Below are 16,682 nucleotides of genomic sequence, written 5' to 3' on the forward strand. Positions count from 1 at the left end.
TCTTTTTTCTTCAGACGCCCCGGGAGATCATCTCTCCGGGGCGTTTTCCTTTTGCCACCCCCCCCCACCCCCCAACCCGGCAGCGCCTAGCAGGGTGTATACGGCAGGCGCAGCGGTGAGGCTTCACTCCAGGACGATCCGGCGTTGCTCATACGCTAATCCTGTAAAAACGCCGTAGCCCCCGCTCACTCCTGACTTCAAGGGGCTGGGTTGGGCAAAAGGATTGCCATTAGACGACCGCGCATCTTGTAGAGAGCGTAGGTAGTGGTAATAAGGTTCGTCCAAGTGAAACAGCCTGACAAACAGCGTATCCCCATACTCATAACTATAGTTGGTTGCCAAGGGGACCTGATCACCGCCTAGCAGTACATCATCTAAAAGAATATCTACATCGGCACCGCTCGTCAGGCTATCCCGGTTAATCAAGAGCCGGTAATAATCCTGCGTGTTAGGATCGTCAGTAAACAGCGTTAGCAGGTACGCAAAGTTCCTGTCGTTATAAAACCATGCTAACGAATCGATCTCCACCCTACGTGAGAGTTTGGTTGTAGCCGTAATGCGTCTGCCTTCTACGTCATCAATCGTCAAGGTAAATGTGTCTTCGTAGTTGGAAGGCACCGTCTCTACCGAGGCATAGTTGTATACTTTGTTCGTCGCGGTATCTACCAAGAACGTAGGTTGCAAGCGTACGGCTTGCTCATTGACTCGGATTACTACGTTGGCATCTGCAACAAAGGGAAAGTTCAGCGAATCGAAATACGCTTGCGTCTGCGTCAACAGCAAACGGTACGGCTTGCCCGGTTCTAGATAAGCCTCCACGACCAACTCCGATTGATGAGCAGGCAGTACAATTTCCACTTCTTTCTCTAAGTTGCACGCGGCCAACAGGCAGAGCGTAAGGAAGTTGAGGAGTTGGATAGAAAAGGGAAGGCAGCGTAGCATAGTTATAGATACGAAGATTTAGGTGCCTTATACTTTTGGCGACGTATGGGTTTGTGCTCAGGATCTTTAAAAAAGCGGAAGTTGAATGTGATGGCCGGAATGACCGGAAACAACGAAACCTGCCGTGCACGAAAGGTCACAAACTTCTGTACATCTTCGGGAGAGCCTGTAAAGTCATCGGGGTCAATCCACTCCTGATCGAAATAAATAAAATAAGGATTACGCCGATTGTATAAGTTATAGATGCTGAACGTCAGGTCGGATTCTCCCCACCGCGGGCGGAAGTGCCACACCAGCCCCACATCCATTCGATGATAAGGCGCCATGCGAAATGTATTGCGTTGCTGATACTCAGGGACGATGCTAATTCCCGGGGGAAATCCGGTCGTGCCGGTGACGTCAGAAAAAAACAGACGGCCCACGGGCAGCGTAACCGCGTTGCCCGTGCCGTAGATCCAGGTGCCAGTAACCGACAAACGTGGCGACAGGTGGTGGGTGACGACCAGGGAAATGTCGTGACGGCGGTCATAACGCGGGAAAAAGATCGCGCCATCATTGATTTCGGGAAACTGCCGGTACGACCACGAAAGGGTATAACCTAGCCATCCGGTGGTGTTGCCCTGTTTTTTTTCCAGGTAAATCTCGTTCCCGTAACTCCACCCTTTCCCAAACACAAACTCTTTCTCTAAATCATTGTTCACAAACAAGTTAGCGCCATCGCGGAAGTCGATCTGGCGCTGCAGCTCCTTGTAATACCACTCGTCTGTCAGAAGCAATCGGCCGTCGAATAACAACAGACTTAATCCGGCAGCGAGTTGATCCGAAACCTGAGGGCGAACCAGGCGAGTCGACGGATACCATACGTCGGTGGGCAACGAAGCACCTGAACTAGCCACCAGATGGATAAACTGCCGCATGCGGGCGTAGCTCGTCTTTAGCGCTACTTGGTCAGAAATCCGGTACCGTAGCGATGCTCGAGGTTCAAGTCCGGCGTAACGCTTCCCTTGATAGAGAAATGCTGACCATCGCAATCCGGCGTCGAGTTGCCAGGCGGGACTGAAATCGATCTTGTCACCTACATAAGCACCTAACTCGGTGGCTTGTAAGGCATTCCCTGCACTGAACAATTCTTCGTCGGCACGCCCGGCGTTCGCCCGGCCTACATCGAACGTATGATGGGTATATAAGCCGCCGAAGGTAATCTGGTGGGAGGACGGGGGCGTAAACGTAAAGTCACTCCGAAACGTCCGGTCCGACACGCGCGACCCAAGCGAAAATTTGAAGGCATCGAAATTGTAACGTACGCGGTAATCGTAATCGGTATAGATCAGACGATTCTCGGCAGAAAGGCGGGAACCGAATTGGTGCTGCCAATTGAGAATAGCGGCAGTGTTGCCCCAGTCGAACCGAATGTTGAACGGATCTTGGTTGAACAAGAAATTATCGCGCCCGTGGTATCCCGAGAGCGTAAGCCGATCGGCGTCTGAGAAATGCGTAGAAATTTTTCCGTTCAGGTCGTAGAACGAATAGTCCGGAATGGCGTTGTAGTCCGGATTGTCTTCGTTCAGGCGATTGATTTGCCGGGTGATCACATCGAAGTAGGTACGGCGGCCGGACAGTAACACCGTTGTGTAGGACGTACCATTCCGATGTTTCAACAAGGGGCCTTCCACGGTAAGACGTGAAGAAATCAAGCCTACTCCACCGGTCATCTGCCATTGTTCAGCCTCGCCTTCGCGCATCGTGACGTCTACGACGGACGAGAGGCGACCGTTGTACTGGGCCGGAAATCCCCCTTTGTAAAGCTCAACCGACTCTACCGCGTCGGTATTGAATACGCTGAAGAAGCCAAACAGATGGTTAGCATTGTAGAGCGGGGCGCCATCGAACAACAGAAGGTTCTGGTCCGAGCCACCCCCGCGTACGTAAAGCCCGCTACTGCCTTCGCCCCCGGACTGGACACCGGGTTTGAGTTGCAGCGTTTTGATGATGTCAACTTCACCGAACAGGGCCGGCAGCAGACGCGCTTCCTGAGCCGTTACTTTTTCCACACTCATCTGCGTGGTGTTCAATTTATCCTGTAACTCACTGGCCGTCACCACTACTTCCTCCAACTGTTCGGTCTGTAGCGAGACGGCGAGCCGCTCGGCGCGTTGGCGTAAGTCGATGCGTCGCGTCACGGTCAGGTAACCTACATACGAGACCTGCACCAGCAGCGTATCGGCAGGCAGGCGGATTGCAAAATATCCTTGTTCGTCGGTAGACGTGCCACGTTGCAGGGACGGAACGTAGATCGTAGCCCCAAACAGAGGGACGCCTGTTTCTGCCTCTTTCACCCAGCCGGTCAGCACACGTTCCGTCACACCTGGTTGTGCCCACGAAGTCGCTACTGTGAAAAGCAGAAATACAGTAAGGGCGTAAAGTCGCGTCATGCAAGCGTTCGTTCGCAACGAAGATGAGAAAAAGCTGATAGAAGCATACGCAAGAACGGCACACGTCGGATTATGGGGCCCTCCATCGCCCAACGCGGCGCAGGCTTCTTTTGGAGATGGAGTGAGGTGCGGTCTGATCGAAAGACACGCCCAGTTTGTAAAAAGCCAAGACTTTTTTAGGCGCCGTTTCGAACATTCGGCAAGATCGGTAGTTCTATCATCAGTCACGAGGTTCTGTCCAGAAGGCTGAACGTCAATTGGTTCGGACGGGTTGGACTTCGTGGTTAACGTTTTGCAGAAAGAGCGCTCACTTCTGTAAACGCTGGTTGGGTATTGACTCAACAGGTGTCTTCATTTTTCATCTTTAATTCTACTTTTTATGAAGCGATTATCCTCTTTAACGTTAATTACGCTCTTGTTCCTCGGAAGTCTGGGGCTAACCAGTGCAGTACATGCACAGGCAAGGGTGCAAATCATTCACAACGCGGCCGATGCTGATGCCGCCATGGTAGACATTTATGTGAACGATGGCATTTTGTACGACGATGTGGCCTTTCGAACGGCTACCCCCTTTTTCGATGCTCCTGCCGGCACAGCGTTCGATGTCAGCGTACAGCCCATGAACAGTACCGATACGGTGGGAGCCCTTTTCAAGCAAACGTATACGTTAGAAGACGGTGAAACGTACGTGATTGTGGCCAACGGAATTTTGCCGGGGAATTTTGATAACTACTCGGCCGATTCAGCTTTCAACCTCTACGTGTACCCCATGGGGCAAGAAATTGTTACCGATGCGAATGCAGTAGATGTATTGGTCTTCCACGGCGCTACAGATGCGCCTGCGGTGGAAGTGAGTGCCGAGGGAGTGGAAACTCCGCTGATCGACGAAATTGCTTACGGCGAGTTTGCCGGGTATCTATCGCTGCCTACGGGAACCTACACGCTGACCGTCAGCACCGCCGACGGCACCACGCAAGTAGCACAGTATACCGCTCCGCTGGAAGGCATTTTTGCCGGGCAAGCAGCGACGGTGCTCGCGTCCGGATTTCTGGACCCTTCCATGAATAGCGATGGAGCCGCGTTTGGCCTCTACGTTGCTCCGGCAACGGGTGGAGAGCTGATTGCCCTGCCGGTCGCTACTGCCGCCGACGATTTTATGACGCGGGTATCGGACCTGCGGGTGTATCCTACGCCGGCTGTGTCGGGAACCTTGTACGTAGAGTATTCGTTGCGCGAAGCTGGTCCGGTTACGTTGAACCTGCTCACCTTGCAAGGACAAAAAATTTCTTCGCAGCACCTTGGCGTACAGCGCGCCGACCAAGGTCAACGGATTGCGTACTCTACACAAGGCCTTGCGCCAGGCATGTACATGCTTCAGTTCCAAACGGGACAAACGCAACGTGCCTATCGCGTCGTGATTCAATAAAGCATAACCCCTTTACTAGAAGCCACCTTCGGGTGGCTTTTTTTATGCAATCAGGGTAAGAAGGCCGGTCGGATAGGAGACACGCGTCAGAAACAAGCCTTCGGGAGGGGCGGCGTGGCCAGCCTGCCGTCGGTCTTTCGACTGCAAAATGTGTTGAATGTCCGCTACCTCTTGTTTGCCGGTGCCCACGGCCAATAGCGTACCTACAATCGCGCGCACCATGCCCCTTAAAAAGCGATTGGCCGAAATGTGGAAAACAAGCTTCTCTTGTTCTGTGTCCCAGTGAGCGGCAGTCACCGTGCACCGAAAATGCGTTACGTCAGTCTTAACCCGACTGAAACACTCGAAATCTTCGTGAGAAAGCAGCAAGGCGGCGGCCTGGTTCATTTTCGCTACGTCGAGCGGAGCGGAAAAATGCAGCGACAGATGAGGCGCAAACGGATCTTTGTGCGGCATCAGGTGATATTCGTACGCGCGCTCCAACGCGTCGAAGCGTGCGTGCGCCTCGTCGGGTACCCGGTACAGATGTCGCACCGCCACATCGCTAGGCAAGATGCCGTTCAGAGAACGCAAGAGGCGGTCAGAAAGGGGGTGGTCGCTATCGAAGTGAACAAATTGCTGGCATGCGTGCACGCCTGTATCGGTGCGTCCGCTGGCTACCACGGCCGTGTCGCGTCGCAGCAGGGTAGACAAGGCCTGTTCCAGTTCGGCCTGCACGGTGTGAGCGTTCGGTTGGGTTTGCCAGCCGTGGTAAGCGGTTCCCTGATAAGCTAGTTCAAGAAAATAACGCACCGGAAAACGAATTAAGTGTGAAAGATCTAATTCTCGAAAAAATCAATCGGAAAATTACGAGGACCTCTGGTGTGGCGCTAAGCTACGTATACGCCCGAAACCAGGCTTCTCCGAAAAAAACAAGGGCCTCCGGCGGCAATTCATGAACCTAAGCTACGCAGCGTCGTAGGTAAACAGAAGGTGTAATTGCTAAACTTGTGGCGCAATCTAACCCTAAACCCTTATGAATAAACTTATTTCTCCCGTGCTTTCGCTCGCCGTAGCGGCACTTCTCTTTACCTCCTGCGACAGTTCCAGTACGTCGTCGGAGACCGATCAGGATACGACCTCGACCGAAGGAGCCATGATGGAATCGGCCAGTGAAGTAACGCTGACCGAAGCTACCGACGTGGCCGACGACGACATGGAAGGCATGTTGCAATTGACTGCTCCCACTTCGACCGAAGGAATACCGGCCGGAAATGTCGATTTCAGCTTCGAAGTAAAAAATTACGAACTCGGTGCGCAGACGCCCGGTGCCGATCAACTGGGCATCGCGAACTCAGGGCAGGGGCAGCACATCCACTTCATCATGGATAACGCGCCGTATTCGGCCCTGTATGAACCCAAGCACAGCACGCAGCTAGACGCGGGTTACCACGTACTGCTGGCGTTTCTGTCGCGCTCGTATCACCTCAGCATCAAAAACCCGGAAGCGTTTGTGCTGCAGGACATGGTGGTAGGCGATGCGCAAAACGTCGAGAAAGCCGACCTCACAGCGCCGCACATGTTTTACAGTCGCCCCAAAGGTGAATACACTGGCAACGATGCCCAGAAAGTGCTGCTCGATTTCTACATCGTGAATGCCGACTTGGGCCAGAGTGGCTACAAAGTACGCGTCAGCGTAAATGGTGAAGAGGTTCAGACTCTGACCAAATGGGCGCCTTATTATCTGGAAGGCATGCCAATGGGCGAAAACTCCATCAAACTAGAATTCCTGGATGCCGACGGTAATCTGGTAGATTCGCCGTACAATCCGGTAGAGCGGACCATCACCCTGACCGGTGCGGCCAGCTAAGCTTATAAAGAGCAACACTCAGAAGCCGGTGTCAATGCCGGCTTTTTTTATGACATAGGGGCAGACAAGCCGCACAACGGAGATCTGACGCAGATCTGCTACCTTTGACCCATGGCCCCCTACGACCTGAATGGCGCGTCCGTGCTGATTACCGGAGGCACGGGTTCTTTCGGAAGTGCTTTTACGGCGCGACTGCTGCAACGCTTTCCGGACGTGAAGCAGATCACGGTTTTCTCGCGCGACGAGTACAAACAATCGGAAATGCGCCGCGCTTTTCCGCAGTCTCCAGTGCGGTTTGTGCTTGGCGATGTGCGCGATGCCGCCCGTACAGAGGAGGTAATGGCCGGTGTGGACGTCGTGATTCATGCGGCCGCGCTGAAACAGGTCGGCACCGCCGAACAGCAGCCCGGAGAGTTTGTAAAAAGCAATATCAACGGAACCGAGAATGTGGTGCGAGCTGCCACGCGACACGGCGTGCAGCGGCTGATTCATCTTTCTACCGATAAAGCGGCAGCTCCGGCCGGGGTGTACGGTGCCACTAAACTTTGTGCAGAGCGGCTGGTTTCAGCGACGGCGGCTTCGTCGAATGCCCCGGTGATGGCTTCCGTACGGTTAGGAAACTTCTTCGGCTCACGAGGCTCCGTAGTGCCAATCTTTCTGGAATTGCGCAAACAAGGCTGGTTTCCTATTCGTCAGCCGGACATGAGTCGCTTCCACATGACACTGCCGCAGACCTGCGATTTTGTTTTGTTCGCCCTGGCCTTTGCGCAAGGTGGAGAAGTGATGGTACCGAAATTGCCTTCGTACCGGTTGGCCGATCTGGCGCATGCCATCGACGCAGACGCCCGCTTGCAGGTAACTGGCCTGGAAATGGGCGAGAAAGTGCACGAAACCATGGTAACCGAAGCAGAAGCTCCGTTCACGTTTGAACTGGACGATTGTTTCATCATCGCCTCGCCCGACCGTTCTACCCACTACCTGTTCGAACGAGGAGCCCGACCTGTGGCCGCTGATTTTCAGTATACTTCTGACCGAAACTCTACCTGGCTGTCGCCTGCCATGCTACGCGAGGCGTTGGCCGAGCTTTATGAGCAAAATTTTGACTTTTCCCGCCCTTCAGTCTAAACAGGCTGCCATCTCCGTCATTGGTCTGGGATACGTAGGGTTGCCCATCGCGTTGGCGTTGGGGCAGCATTTTCGTGTGATCGGCTTTGACCACGAGACGCGCCGCATCGACGCGCTGAAGCGTGGCCAGGACCTCAGTGGCGAACTACCCGCCGAAGATTTCCGCGGAGCCGACGTTACGTTTACCGACCAGGCGGCCGACCTGCAACAAGCGCGTTTCCACATCGTCGCGGTCCCTACGCCCATCGATTCGCACAACAACCCTGATTTGCGCTGGCTGGAAGCCGCGAGCCGTTCGATTGGTAACGTGCTGCAACCGGGCGATGTGGTGGTGTACGAATCGACGGTGTATCCGGGCTGTACGGAAGAAGTGTGCGTACCGATCCTGGAAGCTACGTCGGGCTTGACTTTTCCCGACGATTTCAAAGTAGGCTATTCGCCGGAGCGGATTAATCCGGGCGACCGCGTGCATACGCTGCGGAAGGTGACGAAAGTCGTGGCGGGCTGCGACCAGGAGGCCCTCGCTGTGATCGCCCAGGTGTACGAGACCATTGTGGAAGCCGGGCTGCACTGTGTCTCTTCTATCAAAGTCGCCGAAGCGGCCAAAGTGATCGAGAATACGCAGCGCGATCTCAACATCGCGTTGATGAACGAACTCTCAATGGTGTTTGACCGTATGGGAATCAACACCCACGAAGTGCTGGAAGCGGCGGGCACCAAATGGAACTTCCTTAAATTCACGCCGGGGTTGGTCGGCGGGCATTGCGTCGGCGTAGATCCTTACTACCTGACGTACAAGTCGCAGGAACTGGGGCATCTGCCGAAAGTGATCCTGAGCGGCCGCCAGATCAACGACGGCATGGCGGCTTGGGTCGCTAAAAAAACGGTGCAGCGGATCGTGAAAATCGGGAAAGACATCGTCGGCGCACGTGTACTGGTGTTAGGTATTGCGTTTAAGGAAAACGTACGCGACATCCGAAACTCCAAAGTAGCCGATCTGGTAGCCGAATTGCGCGATTTTGGCGTCGATGTCGACGTGATGGACCCATTACCCGACCCTGAAGACGTCCGGCACGAATACGGCATCGAGTTGATTGAACAACCGCGCGGGCCTTACGAAGCCATCGTGTTGGCCGTGGCTCATACTGCTTTTGAACAGGTGGATGACACTTGGCTCCATACCCATCTGACTACACCAGGGGTGTTGATTGATTTGAAAGGAGAACTGCGAGCGCGTATCTCGGAGGTGGATTATTGGAGTTTATAAAGAAAATATTTTTAATAATCAAGTTTTAATGCAGCGTAACCCCACATGCGTTTTTGATCGCAAGAGTTGGGTTTCTCAGTAAGCTGTTTGCGGACAGTGGGTTTGCGTATTACCTTTGTCAATAGAGCTATCTCTTAATTACTATGAAAAAAGCACTTTTAACTGGCGTAACAGGTCAAGACGGCGCCTACCTCTCGGAGTTTCTTTTGAAGAAAGGCTACGAAGTACACGGTATCAAGCGCCGCTCGTCCTTGTTCAACACCGACCGGATCGACCATCTGTATGAAGATCCGCATGCTGAGAATGTTCATTTTAAGCTGCATTACGGTGACCTGACGGATTCGACCAACCTGATCCGTATTATCCAAGAAGTGCAACCTGACGAAATTTACAACCTGGGCGCTATGTCGCACGTCCGCGTAAGTTTCGATACACCCGAATACACCGCAAACGCCGATGGTATTGGTACACTCCGCATTCTGGAAGCGCTTCGCATCCTGAAGTTGGAGCAAAAGACCAAGATCTATCAGGCCTCTACCTCAGAACTGTACGGACTTGTACAGGAAGTACCGCAAAGCGAGACCACGCCTTTCTACCCACGCTCGCCGTACGCCGTCGCGAAGATGTATGCGTACTGGATCACGGTCAACTACCGCGAGGCGTACAACATGTTTGCCTGCAACGGTATTTTGTTCAACCACGAGTCTCCGTTGCGTGGGGAAACCTTCGTAACCCGGAAAATCACCCGTGGTGCAGCGCGCATTGCCCTGGGAATGCAAGACAAACTGTTTTTGGGGAACCTCGATGCACGACGCGACTGGGGCCACGCCAAAGACTATGTCGAAGCCATGTACCTGATCCTTCAGCAAGATAAGCCCGAAGATTACGTCATCGCTACCGGCATTACTACTCCGGTACGCGAGTTCGTCCGCATGGCGTTCAAGGAACTGGGTATCGAACTGGAATTCAGTGGGGAAGGCGTAAACGAAAAAGCTGTGGTAGCGGCCTGTGCTAATCCGGAGTTCCAACTGGAACTTGGCAAAGAAGTGGTCGCAATCGACGAGCGCTACTTCCGCCCGACCGAGGTGGATCTGCTCATTGGCGATCCTACTAAATCGAAAGAGAAATTAGGCTGGAAGCCCAAGTACGACCTGGCCGCGTTGGTCAAAGACATGATGCAGTCAGACGTCAAGCTGTTCCAACGAGATGCTTACCTGCAGAAGGGCGGCCACAAAGTGATGAATTACTACGAATAGTTGGGTTTTCCCAACTATTCGTTTTTTCAGTTAACCTTACGTCTCATGGATATGAATCCTTCCTCGCGTATCTATATCGCCGGCCACCGTGGCATGGTGGGCTCGGCCATCCTCCGCCAGCTTCAGCAAGAAGGCTACACAAACATCATCACGCGTCGCTCCAGTGAGCTGGACTTGCGGAACCAACAGGCCGTGGCCGACTTTTTTGCGGCCGAAAAGCCGGAGTACGTCTTTCTGGCCGCTGCGAAGGTAGGGGGCATCCACGCCAACAACGTCTACCGGGCCGATTTCCTGTACGAAAACCTGATGATCGAGGCAAACGTCATTCATCAGAGTTACGTGCATGAGGTTAAGAAACTGATGTTCCTGGGCTCGTCTTGCATCTATCCGAAAATGGCGCCACAGCCCTTAAAGGAAGAGTATCTACTGACCGGGCCGCTGGAGTCGACCAACGAGCCTTATGCCATTGCCAAGATTGCAGGCATCAAGCTGTGTGAATCGTACCGGTTGCAATACGGCTGCAATTTCATCTCGGTGATGCCCACCAACCTGTACGGCCCGAACGACAACTACGATCTGAACAACTCGCACGTGTTGCCGGCGCTGATTCGCAAGTTCCACGAAGCCAAAGAAGAAGGAAAACCCTACGTAGAAGTATGGGGCAGCGGCAGTCCGAAGCGTGAGTTTCTACACGCCGACGATCTGGCAGAAGCCTGCATTTACCTGATGCACAATTACAACGAATTGGAATTGGTCAACATCGGGACCGGAGAAGACCTCAGCATCAAAGAACTGGCCGAAACCATTCGCGATATTGTGGGCTTCGAAGGCGAGCTGCGTTGGGATAGTTCAAAGCCCGACGGTACACCTCGGAAACTCATGGACGTTTCCAAATTGCACAGTCATGGCTGGAAACATAAAATCGGCCTTCGCGAAGGCATTACCCGCGTTTACCAGGAGGTAAAGGAACGCGGTTTCGAGAAGGCCCCTGTGGCTTAGCGAGGCCGGTTCTACATCATCAGCTCTCGCTCGAGCGCTAGAACTAGTCAAAAGGGCTGAAAGAGAGCCCTAATTAGGCTGCAAGAAAAATTAACGTTTGTTCTTCTAAAGGGATTGGTCGAAGTTGCAGAAGTTGTGCTTCGAACCAATCCCTTTCTATTGTCAAAGAGGAAAGATCGCAAGTAATGCACCGTAGTCGGACAAAATCACCCGTCAAGCAAGAAGAACCGGCAGCTTGGCTAATGCATTAAGGATGAACTTATTAGTAATAAGCCCTACAGCGGATTTAGGGGGCGGGGCCGAGAAGGCTATCGTAGAAAGTATCGTAGGATTAGCGCAGTCCGGGCATGAGGTCTCCTTAATTCTGCCAGCCCCGGGCCCCCTTGTAGAGTTGTTAAGAGATCACGTAAAGGAGTTTTTCTTTCTCCACTTCGACTGGTGGATCACTCCGAAAGGAGCCCTCACCTCATGGCAAAAAGCGAAGTTTGCGTACGGGTTCTACACCGCAGCCAAGAAAATAGAAGCGGTCATCGCTAAGGTACAACCCGACTGGGCCCTGACCAGTACTATCGCGACACCGGTGCTTGCTATGGCCGCAAAAGCGCAGTCGGTTCCTCACCTTTGGTACATTCATGAGTTTGGTGAAGCCGATCACCAGCTTCCTTTTATCTATGGGAAAAGCCTGAGTTACCGGTTTATCAACACCAGTTCGCAGCGGATCATCGTCAACTCGCAAGCCATGCATGCGTTTGTCAGCCAGTACATCCCTCCTCAAAAACTGCGCTTGGTGTATTACTCCGTAGCAATCCCGGAAAAACCTAATCAACCGGAACAGAATCCGTTCAAGACACCCCTGCAATTGCTGATGATGGGGCGTGTCAGTGCAGGAAAACGCCAGGAAGATGCGGTGGCAGCAGTACATTTGTTGAAGAATAAAAGCATCCCAGTAAAACTCACCATTGTCGGAGGGCGTAAAGACGGCTATGCCGCTTATATCACGAAGAAGGTAGAAGAACTTTCGTTAACGGACGCGGTAGAAATGGTCAGCTTTACCGCTCACCCTTTTCGGTATTATCAAGAGGCTGACGTAGTACTAATGTGTTCGGTGTCAGAAGCGTTTGGCCGTGTTACGGTCGAAGCGATGAAAATGGGGAAACCCGTGGTCGCTTCCGATACAGGCGCCAATCCGGAATTAATCGGTAGCAACGAGCGTGGCCTTTTGTACCGAGCGGGCGATGTACAGCATCTGGCAGATCAGATAGAAGCCCTATACAGAGATCCTAAATGGGCTACACACCTAGCAAAAGAAGCATGGTCGTGGTCGTGGCATAACTGCAATGAAGAGAAGCATTTGCAAGACCTTCTGCAAGTCTTAGTATGATTGACGTCTCTATCATCATTGTAAACTACAATACGGCCGCATTCACCCGAACGTGTATTCAGTCCGTATTTGAGAAAACCAAACAAGTCTCTTTTGAAGTAATTCTGGTCGATAACGCCTCGACCGAGTGCGATCCCGACACCTTCGAAGCCGAATTTCCTGCCATTAAACTCATCAAAAGCGAAAGAAACGTAGGATTTGCGAAGGGGAATAACCTGGGTCTACAGCAAGCGAAGGGGAAATACATTTTGCTGCTCAATAGCGATACGGCGTTGATCAACGATGCAGTTTCTCTAGCCGTCCATAAGATGGAGCAAGACCGGACCATCGGTGCCTTGTCGGCTCAGCTGTTACATGCGGATGGACGTATACAACCTGTCAGCGGGCGTTTCTTCAGTATTTCTATGGAAGTACGCGAATTGCTTCGGCTCAATAAACGTCTTACGCCACCTGAAAGGGCTGATCAATTTCTAGGACCAGAATTTGATCACCGTACAGAAAAAGAAGTCGATTGGATCTGGGGCGCTTTTTTCATGATTCCGCGTGAGGTGGTGGAGCAATTTCCTGAACGTAAATTGCACGATGACTTTTTTATGTACATCGAAGATGTGCAGTGGTGTTATGCGATTCAAAAACTAGGGTATAAGGTCATGTATTTCCCCGAGGCAAAGGCCTACCACTACATTTCAGCCAGTTCGCCCTCGTTAAGAAACGAAAAGGAGAAGTATTACCAAAAGACGTTGCCGAACGCTTTCAAATTGATGCAGTTGGTCAAAGGGAAACACTACCCTTACATTTATTACGCGATCAAAGCAGTGCATTTGTTAACGCTAAGACGGGCTTCAGACCGGCATGATGCTTGGCGGCATGTACAGTTCCTGACTCGCCAACTTCTGACTTCTACAACGCGATGATAAGTAGCAAGGCTTCTATTTCGGTCATCATTCCTGTGAAGAACCGGGCACATTTGCTTCCGGCTACGCTTGATAATATACTGTCACAAACCCTGCTTCCGCTGGAAATTCTGGTGATTGATGATGGTTCAGAGGACGATATTGAACGCGTCAAACAAGCTTACAAAGGGCGTGTGTCGTTTCACATAAATCGGGGAACAGGGCCGGGAGCGGGGCGGAACACGGGTTTACAAATGGCGAAAGGCAAGTACATCCAGTTCTTTGACTCGGACGACTTGATGACCCGTAATAAACTGGCACTGCAGAGCGCTGCGCTAGAGGCATCGGGCCGAAATATGGTGTATGGACCGTATGTTATGGCCGAAGAGGTTGAGACTGATCAGTGGAAACAGCGTGATGTAGTGATGCAATTTGACCCATTGCCGGCGCATGTTTCCTTAGATCAATGGGTTTTGCGAGGCTGGTGTTCCATCACGCAAGCGTGCTTGTTTCGGCGTGAGATGCTACAAGCCGTAGGTCCCTGGCGTGAAGATTTGATGCCTCACGAAGACAAAGAATATATGTACAGAATTGGCTTGGCTGAGCCATGGCCATTGCACGTGCGTGGCGGGTTTGTACTTTATCGGCAGCACGGTAGCCAAATTACCGACAAAAGCACTTCTCTACGCGCAAGAGCCCTTGACGGTCTTAAAGCACACACCAGTATTGCCGGCCAAATTGAGAAAAGCCCGGATGTGCGTACGGAACTTATTTGGAGAGGGCGGCTACAGCATCAGTACCGCTATATAAAGCCTACTGACGAAGAACTTAATCAGTTTGGAATCGCACCGCAACGCGATCCTGATCCAGTAAGTAGCTTATTTTTCCGCTTGAATAATCGTTTTGAGCGATTTCGGACGGGATCAAATTGGGAAACCATGCATGGGATTAATAAGTCCCCTACTTTGTTTGAGCACATCGTAAAACAAGTGTATGCATAGGGCGCTAAATGCATACTTTCAGAATGAAGAGTGTTATTATTTTAGGATCGGGACGAAGTGGCACCAGTACAGTAGCGGGTCTTTTTTCAAGGGCCGGTTACTTCCAGGGGGATAACTATATGGAGGCAAGGACTGCCAATCCCAAGGGATTTTTTGAAGATCTGGAAGTCAACCAGATCAACGAAGATATACTCGCCAGTGCTTACCCCCGAATACCAGAACGAATAAGAAGAATACTGCTGCCCGCTTATCCGTTTCCAGGGGCTCGTTGGTTATCGCGCGTGAGAAAACCTGACCAACTCTCGTGCGAGCCAGCGTTGGCAAACCGTATAAAATCAGTCCTTCAGCAAACGCCTTTTTGTCTGAAGGATCCTCGCTTTAGCTATACGTTGCCGTTCTGGCTTGAGCACATAACCGAACCGACTGTGCTGTTATGTGTTTACCGGCATCCGCAGCAGACCATCGAAAGCATAATGAGAGAATGTCGCGAATTTGGTCCTCTGCATACGCTAAAAATGAATGCCAAGATTGCGGAAGAAATCTGGTATTTGATGTACAAGAGTATTCTAAGTATGCATGCTCAAGTTGGTAAAGAATTTAAGTTCTTGTTTATTCATTTTGAACAGTTATTTGATCAGACAAATGTCAAAAAGATACAAGAAGCTGTAGGGGTTCCCTCTTTGCACAACATAGCGGAAAAGGCAATAGTGAGGAGTAAAGATCCTTTGAAAAATACGATAGGCGCAACGACAGCAAAAGTCTATGCTAGCTTAAACGAACTTTCTGGTTTTACAGAAATATGAGTGTTGATGAAAAACATAAAAATTCTTTTTGTCGGAAATGATGCGGGCCGGACCGGAGCTCCTATCATACTGCTGAATTTTTTGAAGTGGCTTTCTGAAAAAAACGGCTTTTCTCTTCAGCTGCTCTTATGGAATGATGGGGACCTGTTAGAAGAGTACAGGGCCGTTTGCCCTACCAGAGTATGGAATTTCAAGGTGCAGGAGTATGACAACTTTGCCAAGCGGGCTTCCTTGAAATCGGTAGGCTACGTGTACGATACCGCTATTAATAAGCCTAGAATAAAGGCTTGGTTGAAGCGGGAAAAAATGGATCTGATCTATGTGAACACAGGGGCTACAGGACCGCTTATTCCACTGGTCAAGCGCTATCAACCTCAGGCTGCTGTCATCTGCCATGTGCATGAGCTTGAATTTATTCTACGGTTTCACTGCGGACACTATTTTGAGGCAGCCAAACCTTACGTTGATCATTTCATTGCAGCTTCGACGGCAACGGCAGAGAACTTACTAGTAAACCACAATGTGGCGCAGGAGCGCTTATCGGTTGTATATGAATTTGTGAAGCCTATCCACTTGGAAGCAACGGATATTGCGCGTCACCGTAACGAGATCCGTAAGAAGCTGGGTATTCCCTCTGATGCTTTTGTAGTAGGATGTTCAGGCGTTGGAGGGTGGCGCAAGGGAACGGATTTATTTTTGCCCATTGCGAAGCAAACGCTAATCCAGGCAGGTACTTCAGACATCTACTTTGTTTGGATTGGCTTTGATAAAGCAAGTGCCGACATGGCAACCATAAAGTTTGATGCAGAGAAACTACAGATAGAGAAGCACATAAGGTTACTTGAAAAGGTGTCCAATCCTATCGATTACTACTGTGCTTTTGACTTGTTCATGCTTACTTCACGCGAAGATCCTTTCCCGCTTGTTTGCCTTGAAGCGGCCGCCTTATCGGTGCCCTTCATCTGTTTCGAAAAATCGGGAGGAATGCCAGAATTTGCAGAGCAAGGGGCTGGTTTCTTAGTGCCTTACTTATCGATCAATGACATGGCTGCCAAGATTTATAGCTTAAAAGCGACCCCGGATATGCTCCACGAAGCCGGAAGAACAGCAAAGGCTATGGTAGCGGAAAAATATGCCGGTGAAAAAATTGGAGAACAGCTACTGGACACGATAAAGCAATTCGTCGAGCCGTAGCGGACTATGCAATTGTTTCCTGAAATCAGGGTAATGTATCCTGACCATGACTGGGGAAGTGAGTACGTTCCGGAACAAACACAGAGATAACCAGTACCTCATATGCCTGTTGCT

General features: G+C 51.5%; 14 protein-coding genes. 11 read left to right on the forward strand and 3 right to left on the reverse strand.

Going from position 1 to position 16,682, the window contains the following annotated elements:
- Positions 1 to 123 precede the first annotated feature (123 nt).
- Together BLR44_RS17010 and BLR44_RS17015 are read right to left on the reverse strand one after the other, a co-directional pair.
- The gene (locus BLR44_RS17010) at positions 124 to 942 is read right to left on the reverse strand and encodes a DUF4249 domain-containing protein (RefSeq protein ID WP_089684189.1); all 819 of its coding nucleotides are present in this window, start codon (positions 940 to 942) and stop codon (positions 124 to 126) included.
- A gap of 2 nt (positions 943 to 944) precedes the next feature.
- On the reverse strand, positions 945 to 3,374 hold the full coding sequence (locus tag BLR44_RS17015; RefSeq protein WP_089684191.1) for a TonB-dependent receptor: 2,430 nt from the start codon (positions 3,372 to 3,374) through the stop codon (positions 945 to 947).
- Between the two features lie 379 nt (positions 3,375 to 3,753).
- Between BLR44_RS17015 and BLR44_RS17020 the strand changes: the two genes are divergently transcribed.
- Complete coding sequence (locus BLR44_RS17020; protein WP_089684193.1) at positions 3,754 to 4,800, forward strand: DUF4397 domain-containing protein; 1,047 nt, start codon at positions 3,754 to 3,756, stop codon at positions 4,798 to 4,800.
- Positions 4,801 to 4,842: 42 nt separating this feature from the next.
- Here BLR44_RS17020 and truA read toward each other — a convergent pair whose 3' ends face one another.
- Positions 4,843 to 5,592, reverse strand: coding sequence for a tRNA pseudouridine(38-40) synthase TruA (gene truA, locus BLR44_RS17025; protein WP_089684195.1), 750 nt, complete (start codon positions 5,590 to 5,592; stop codon positions 4,843 to 4,845).
- 223 nt (positions 5,593 to 5,815) lie between these two features.
- Here truA and BLR44_RS17030 point away from each other — a divergent pair, with 223 nt between their 5' ends.
- The 10 genes from BLR44_RS17030 (at position 5,816) to BLR44_RS17075 (ending at position 16,568) form a co-directional block, all read left to right on the forward strand.
- Positions 5,816 to 6,649 (forward strand): hypothetical protein, encoded by an 834-nt coding sequence (locus BLR44_RS17030; protein ID WP_089684197.1) that lies wholly within the window; start codon positions 5,816 to 5,818, stop codon positions 6,647 to 6,649.
- 111 nt (positions 6,650 to 6,760) lie between these two features.
- A complete protein-coding gene (locus tag BLR44_RS17035; RefSeq protein WP_089684199.1) occupies positions 6,761 to 7,774 on the forward strand; it encodes a polysaccharide biosynthesis protein in 1,014 nt (337 codons plus the stop codon).
- The gene (locus BLR44_RS17040; RefSeq protein WP_089684202.1) at positions 7,737 to 9,041 is read left to right on the forward strand and encodes a nucleotide sugar dehydrogenase; all 1,305 of its coding nucleotides are present in this window, start codon (positions 7,737 to 7,739) and stop codon (positions 9,039 to 9,041) included. Before BLR44_RS17035 ends, BLR44_RS17040 begins: the two co-directional genes overlap by 38 nt.
- A gap of 143 nt (positions 9,042 to 9,184) precedes the next feature.
- Positions 9,185 to 10,297, forward strand: a complete 1,113-nt coding sequence (gene gmd / locus BLR44_RS17045; RefSeq protein WP_089684204.1) for a GDP-mannose 4,6-dehydratase — start codon at positions 9,185 to 9,187, stop codon at positions 10,295 to 10,297.
- 51 nt (positions 10,298 to 10,348) lie between these two features.
- Positions 10,349 to 11,296, forward strand: a complete 948-nt coding sequence (locus BLR44_RS17050; protein WP_089684717.1) for a GDP-L-fucose synthase — start codon at positions 10,349 to 10,351, stop codon at positions 11,294 to 11,296.
- 253 nt (positions 11,297 to 11,549) lie between these two features.
- Positions 11,550 to 12,677: a glycosyltransferase family 4 protein gene (locus tag BLR44_RS17055; protein WP_089684207.1), complete on the forward strand. Its 1,128-nt coding sequence runs from the start codon at positions 11,550 to 11,552 to the stop codon at positions 12,675 to 12,677.
- Positions 12,674 to 13,591 (forward strand): glycosyltransferase family 2 protein, encoded by a 918-nt coding sequence (locus tag BLR44_RS17060; protein WP_089684210.1) that lies wholly within the window; start codon positions 12,674 to 12,676, stop codon positions 13,589 to 13,591. The genes BLR44_RS17055 and BLR44_RS17060 overlap by 4 nt, the downstream gene beginning before the upstream one ends.
- Entirely contained in the window at positions 13,588 to 14,571 is a 984-nt protein-coding gene (locus BLR44_RS17065) for a glycosyltransferase family 2 protein (RefSeq protein ID WP_089684212.1), read from the forward strand. The genes BLR44_RS17060 and BLR44_RS17065 overlap by 4 nt, the downstream gene beginning before the upstream one ends.
- Before the next feature lie 23 nt (positions 14,572 to 14,594).
- Positions 14,595 to 15,374: a hypothetical protein gene (locus tag BLR44_RS17070; RefSeq protein ID WP_143017346.1), complete on the forward strand. Its 780-nt coding sequence runs from the start codon at positions 14,595 to 14,597 to the stop codon at positions 15,372 to 15,374.
- A gap of 6 nt (positions 15,375 to 15,380) precedes the next feature.
- Positions 15,381 to 16,568, forward strand: a complete 1,188-nt coding sequence (locus tag BLR44_RS17075) for a glycosyltransferase family 4 protein (RefSeq protein WP_089684215.1) — start codon at positions 15,381 to 15,383, stop codon at positions 16,566 to 16,568.
- Positions 16,569 to 16,682 lie beyond the last annotated feature (114 nt).

This window comes from Catalinimonas alkaloidigena, from assembly GCF_900100765.1.
GTDB classification, from domain to species: domain Bacteria; phylum Bacteroidota; class Bacteroidia; order Cytophagales; family Flexibacteraceae; genus Mooreia; species Mooreia alkaloidigena.

Excerpts from the sequence above, each read along its gene's own strand:
- BLR44_RS17010 (WP_089684189.1), bottom strand. The coding sequence starts at position 942 with ATGCTACGCTGCCTTCCCTTTTCTATCCAACTCCTCAACTTCCTTACG.
- gmd (WP_089684204.1), top strand. The coding sequence starts at position 9,185 with ATGAAAAAAGCACTTTTAACTGGCGTAACAGGTCAAGACGGCGCCTAC.
- BLR44_RS17015 (WP_089684191.1), bottom strand. The coding sequence starts at position 3,374 with ATGACGCGACTTTACGCCCTTACTGTATTTCTGCTTTTCACAGTAGCG.
- BLR44_RS17040 (WP_089684202.1), top strand. The coding sequence starts at position 7,737 with ATGAGCAAAATTTTGACTTTTCCCGCCCTTCAGTCTAAACAGGCTGCC.
- BLR44_RS17065 (WP_089684212.1), top strand. The coding sequence starts at position 13,588 with ATGATAAGTAGCAAGGCTTCTATTTCGGTCATCATTCCTGTGAAGAAC.
- BLR44_RS17020 (WP_089684193.1), top strand. The coding sequence starts at position 3,754 with ATGAAGCGATTATCCTCTTTAACGTTAATTACGCTCTTGTTCCTCGGA.
- BLR44_RS17030 (WP_089684197.1), top strand. The coding sequence starts at position 5,816 with ATGAATAAACTTATTTCTCCCGTGCTTTCGCTCGCCGTAGCGGCACTT.
- BLR44_RS17060 (WP_089684210.1), top strand. The coding sequence starts at position 12,674 with ATGATTGACGTCTCTATCATCATTGTAAACTACAATACGGCCGCATTC.
- BLR44_RS17050 (WP_089684717.1), top strand. The coding sequence starts at position 10,349 with ATGAATCCTTCCTCGCGTATCTATATCGCCGGCCACCGTGGCATGGTG.
- BLR44_RS17035 (WP_089684199.1), top strand. The coding sequence starts at position 6,761 with ATGGCCCCCTACGACCTGAATGGCGCGTCCGTGCTGATTACCGGAGGC.
- BLR44_RS17075 (WP_089684215.1), top strand. The coding sequence starts at position 15,381 with ATGAAAAACATAAAAATTCTTTTTGTCGGAAATGATGCGGGCCGGACC.
- BLR44_RS17055 (WP_089684207.1), top strand. The coding sequence starts at position 11,550 with ATGAACTTATTAGTAATAAGCCCTACAGCGGATTTAGGGGGCGGGGCC.
- BLR44_RS17070 (WP_143017346.1), top strand. The coding sequence starts at position 14,595 with ATGAAGAGTGTTATTATTTTAGGATCGGGACGAAGTGGCACCAGTACA.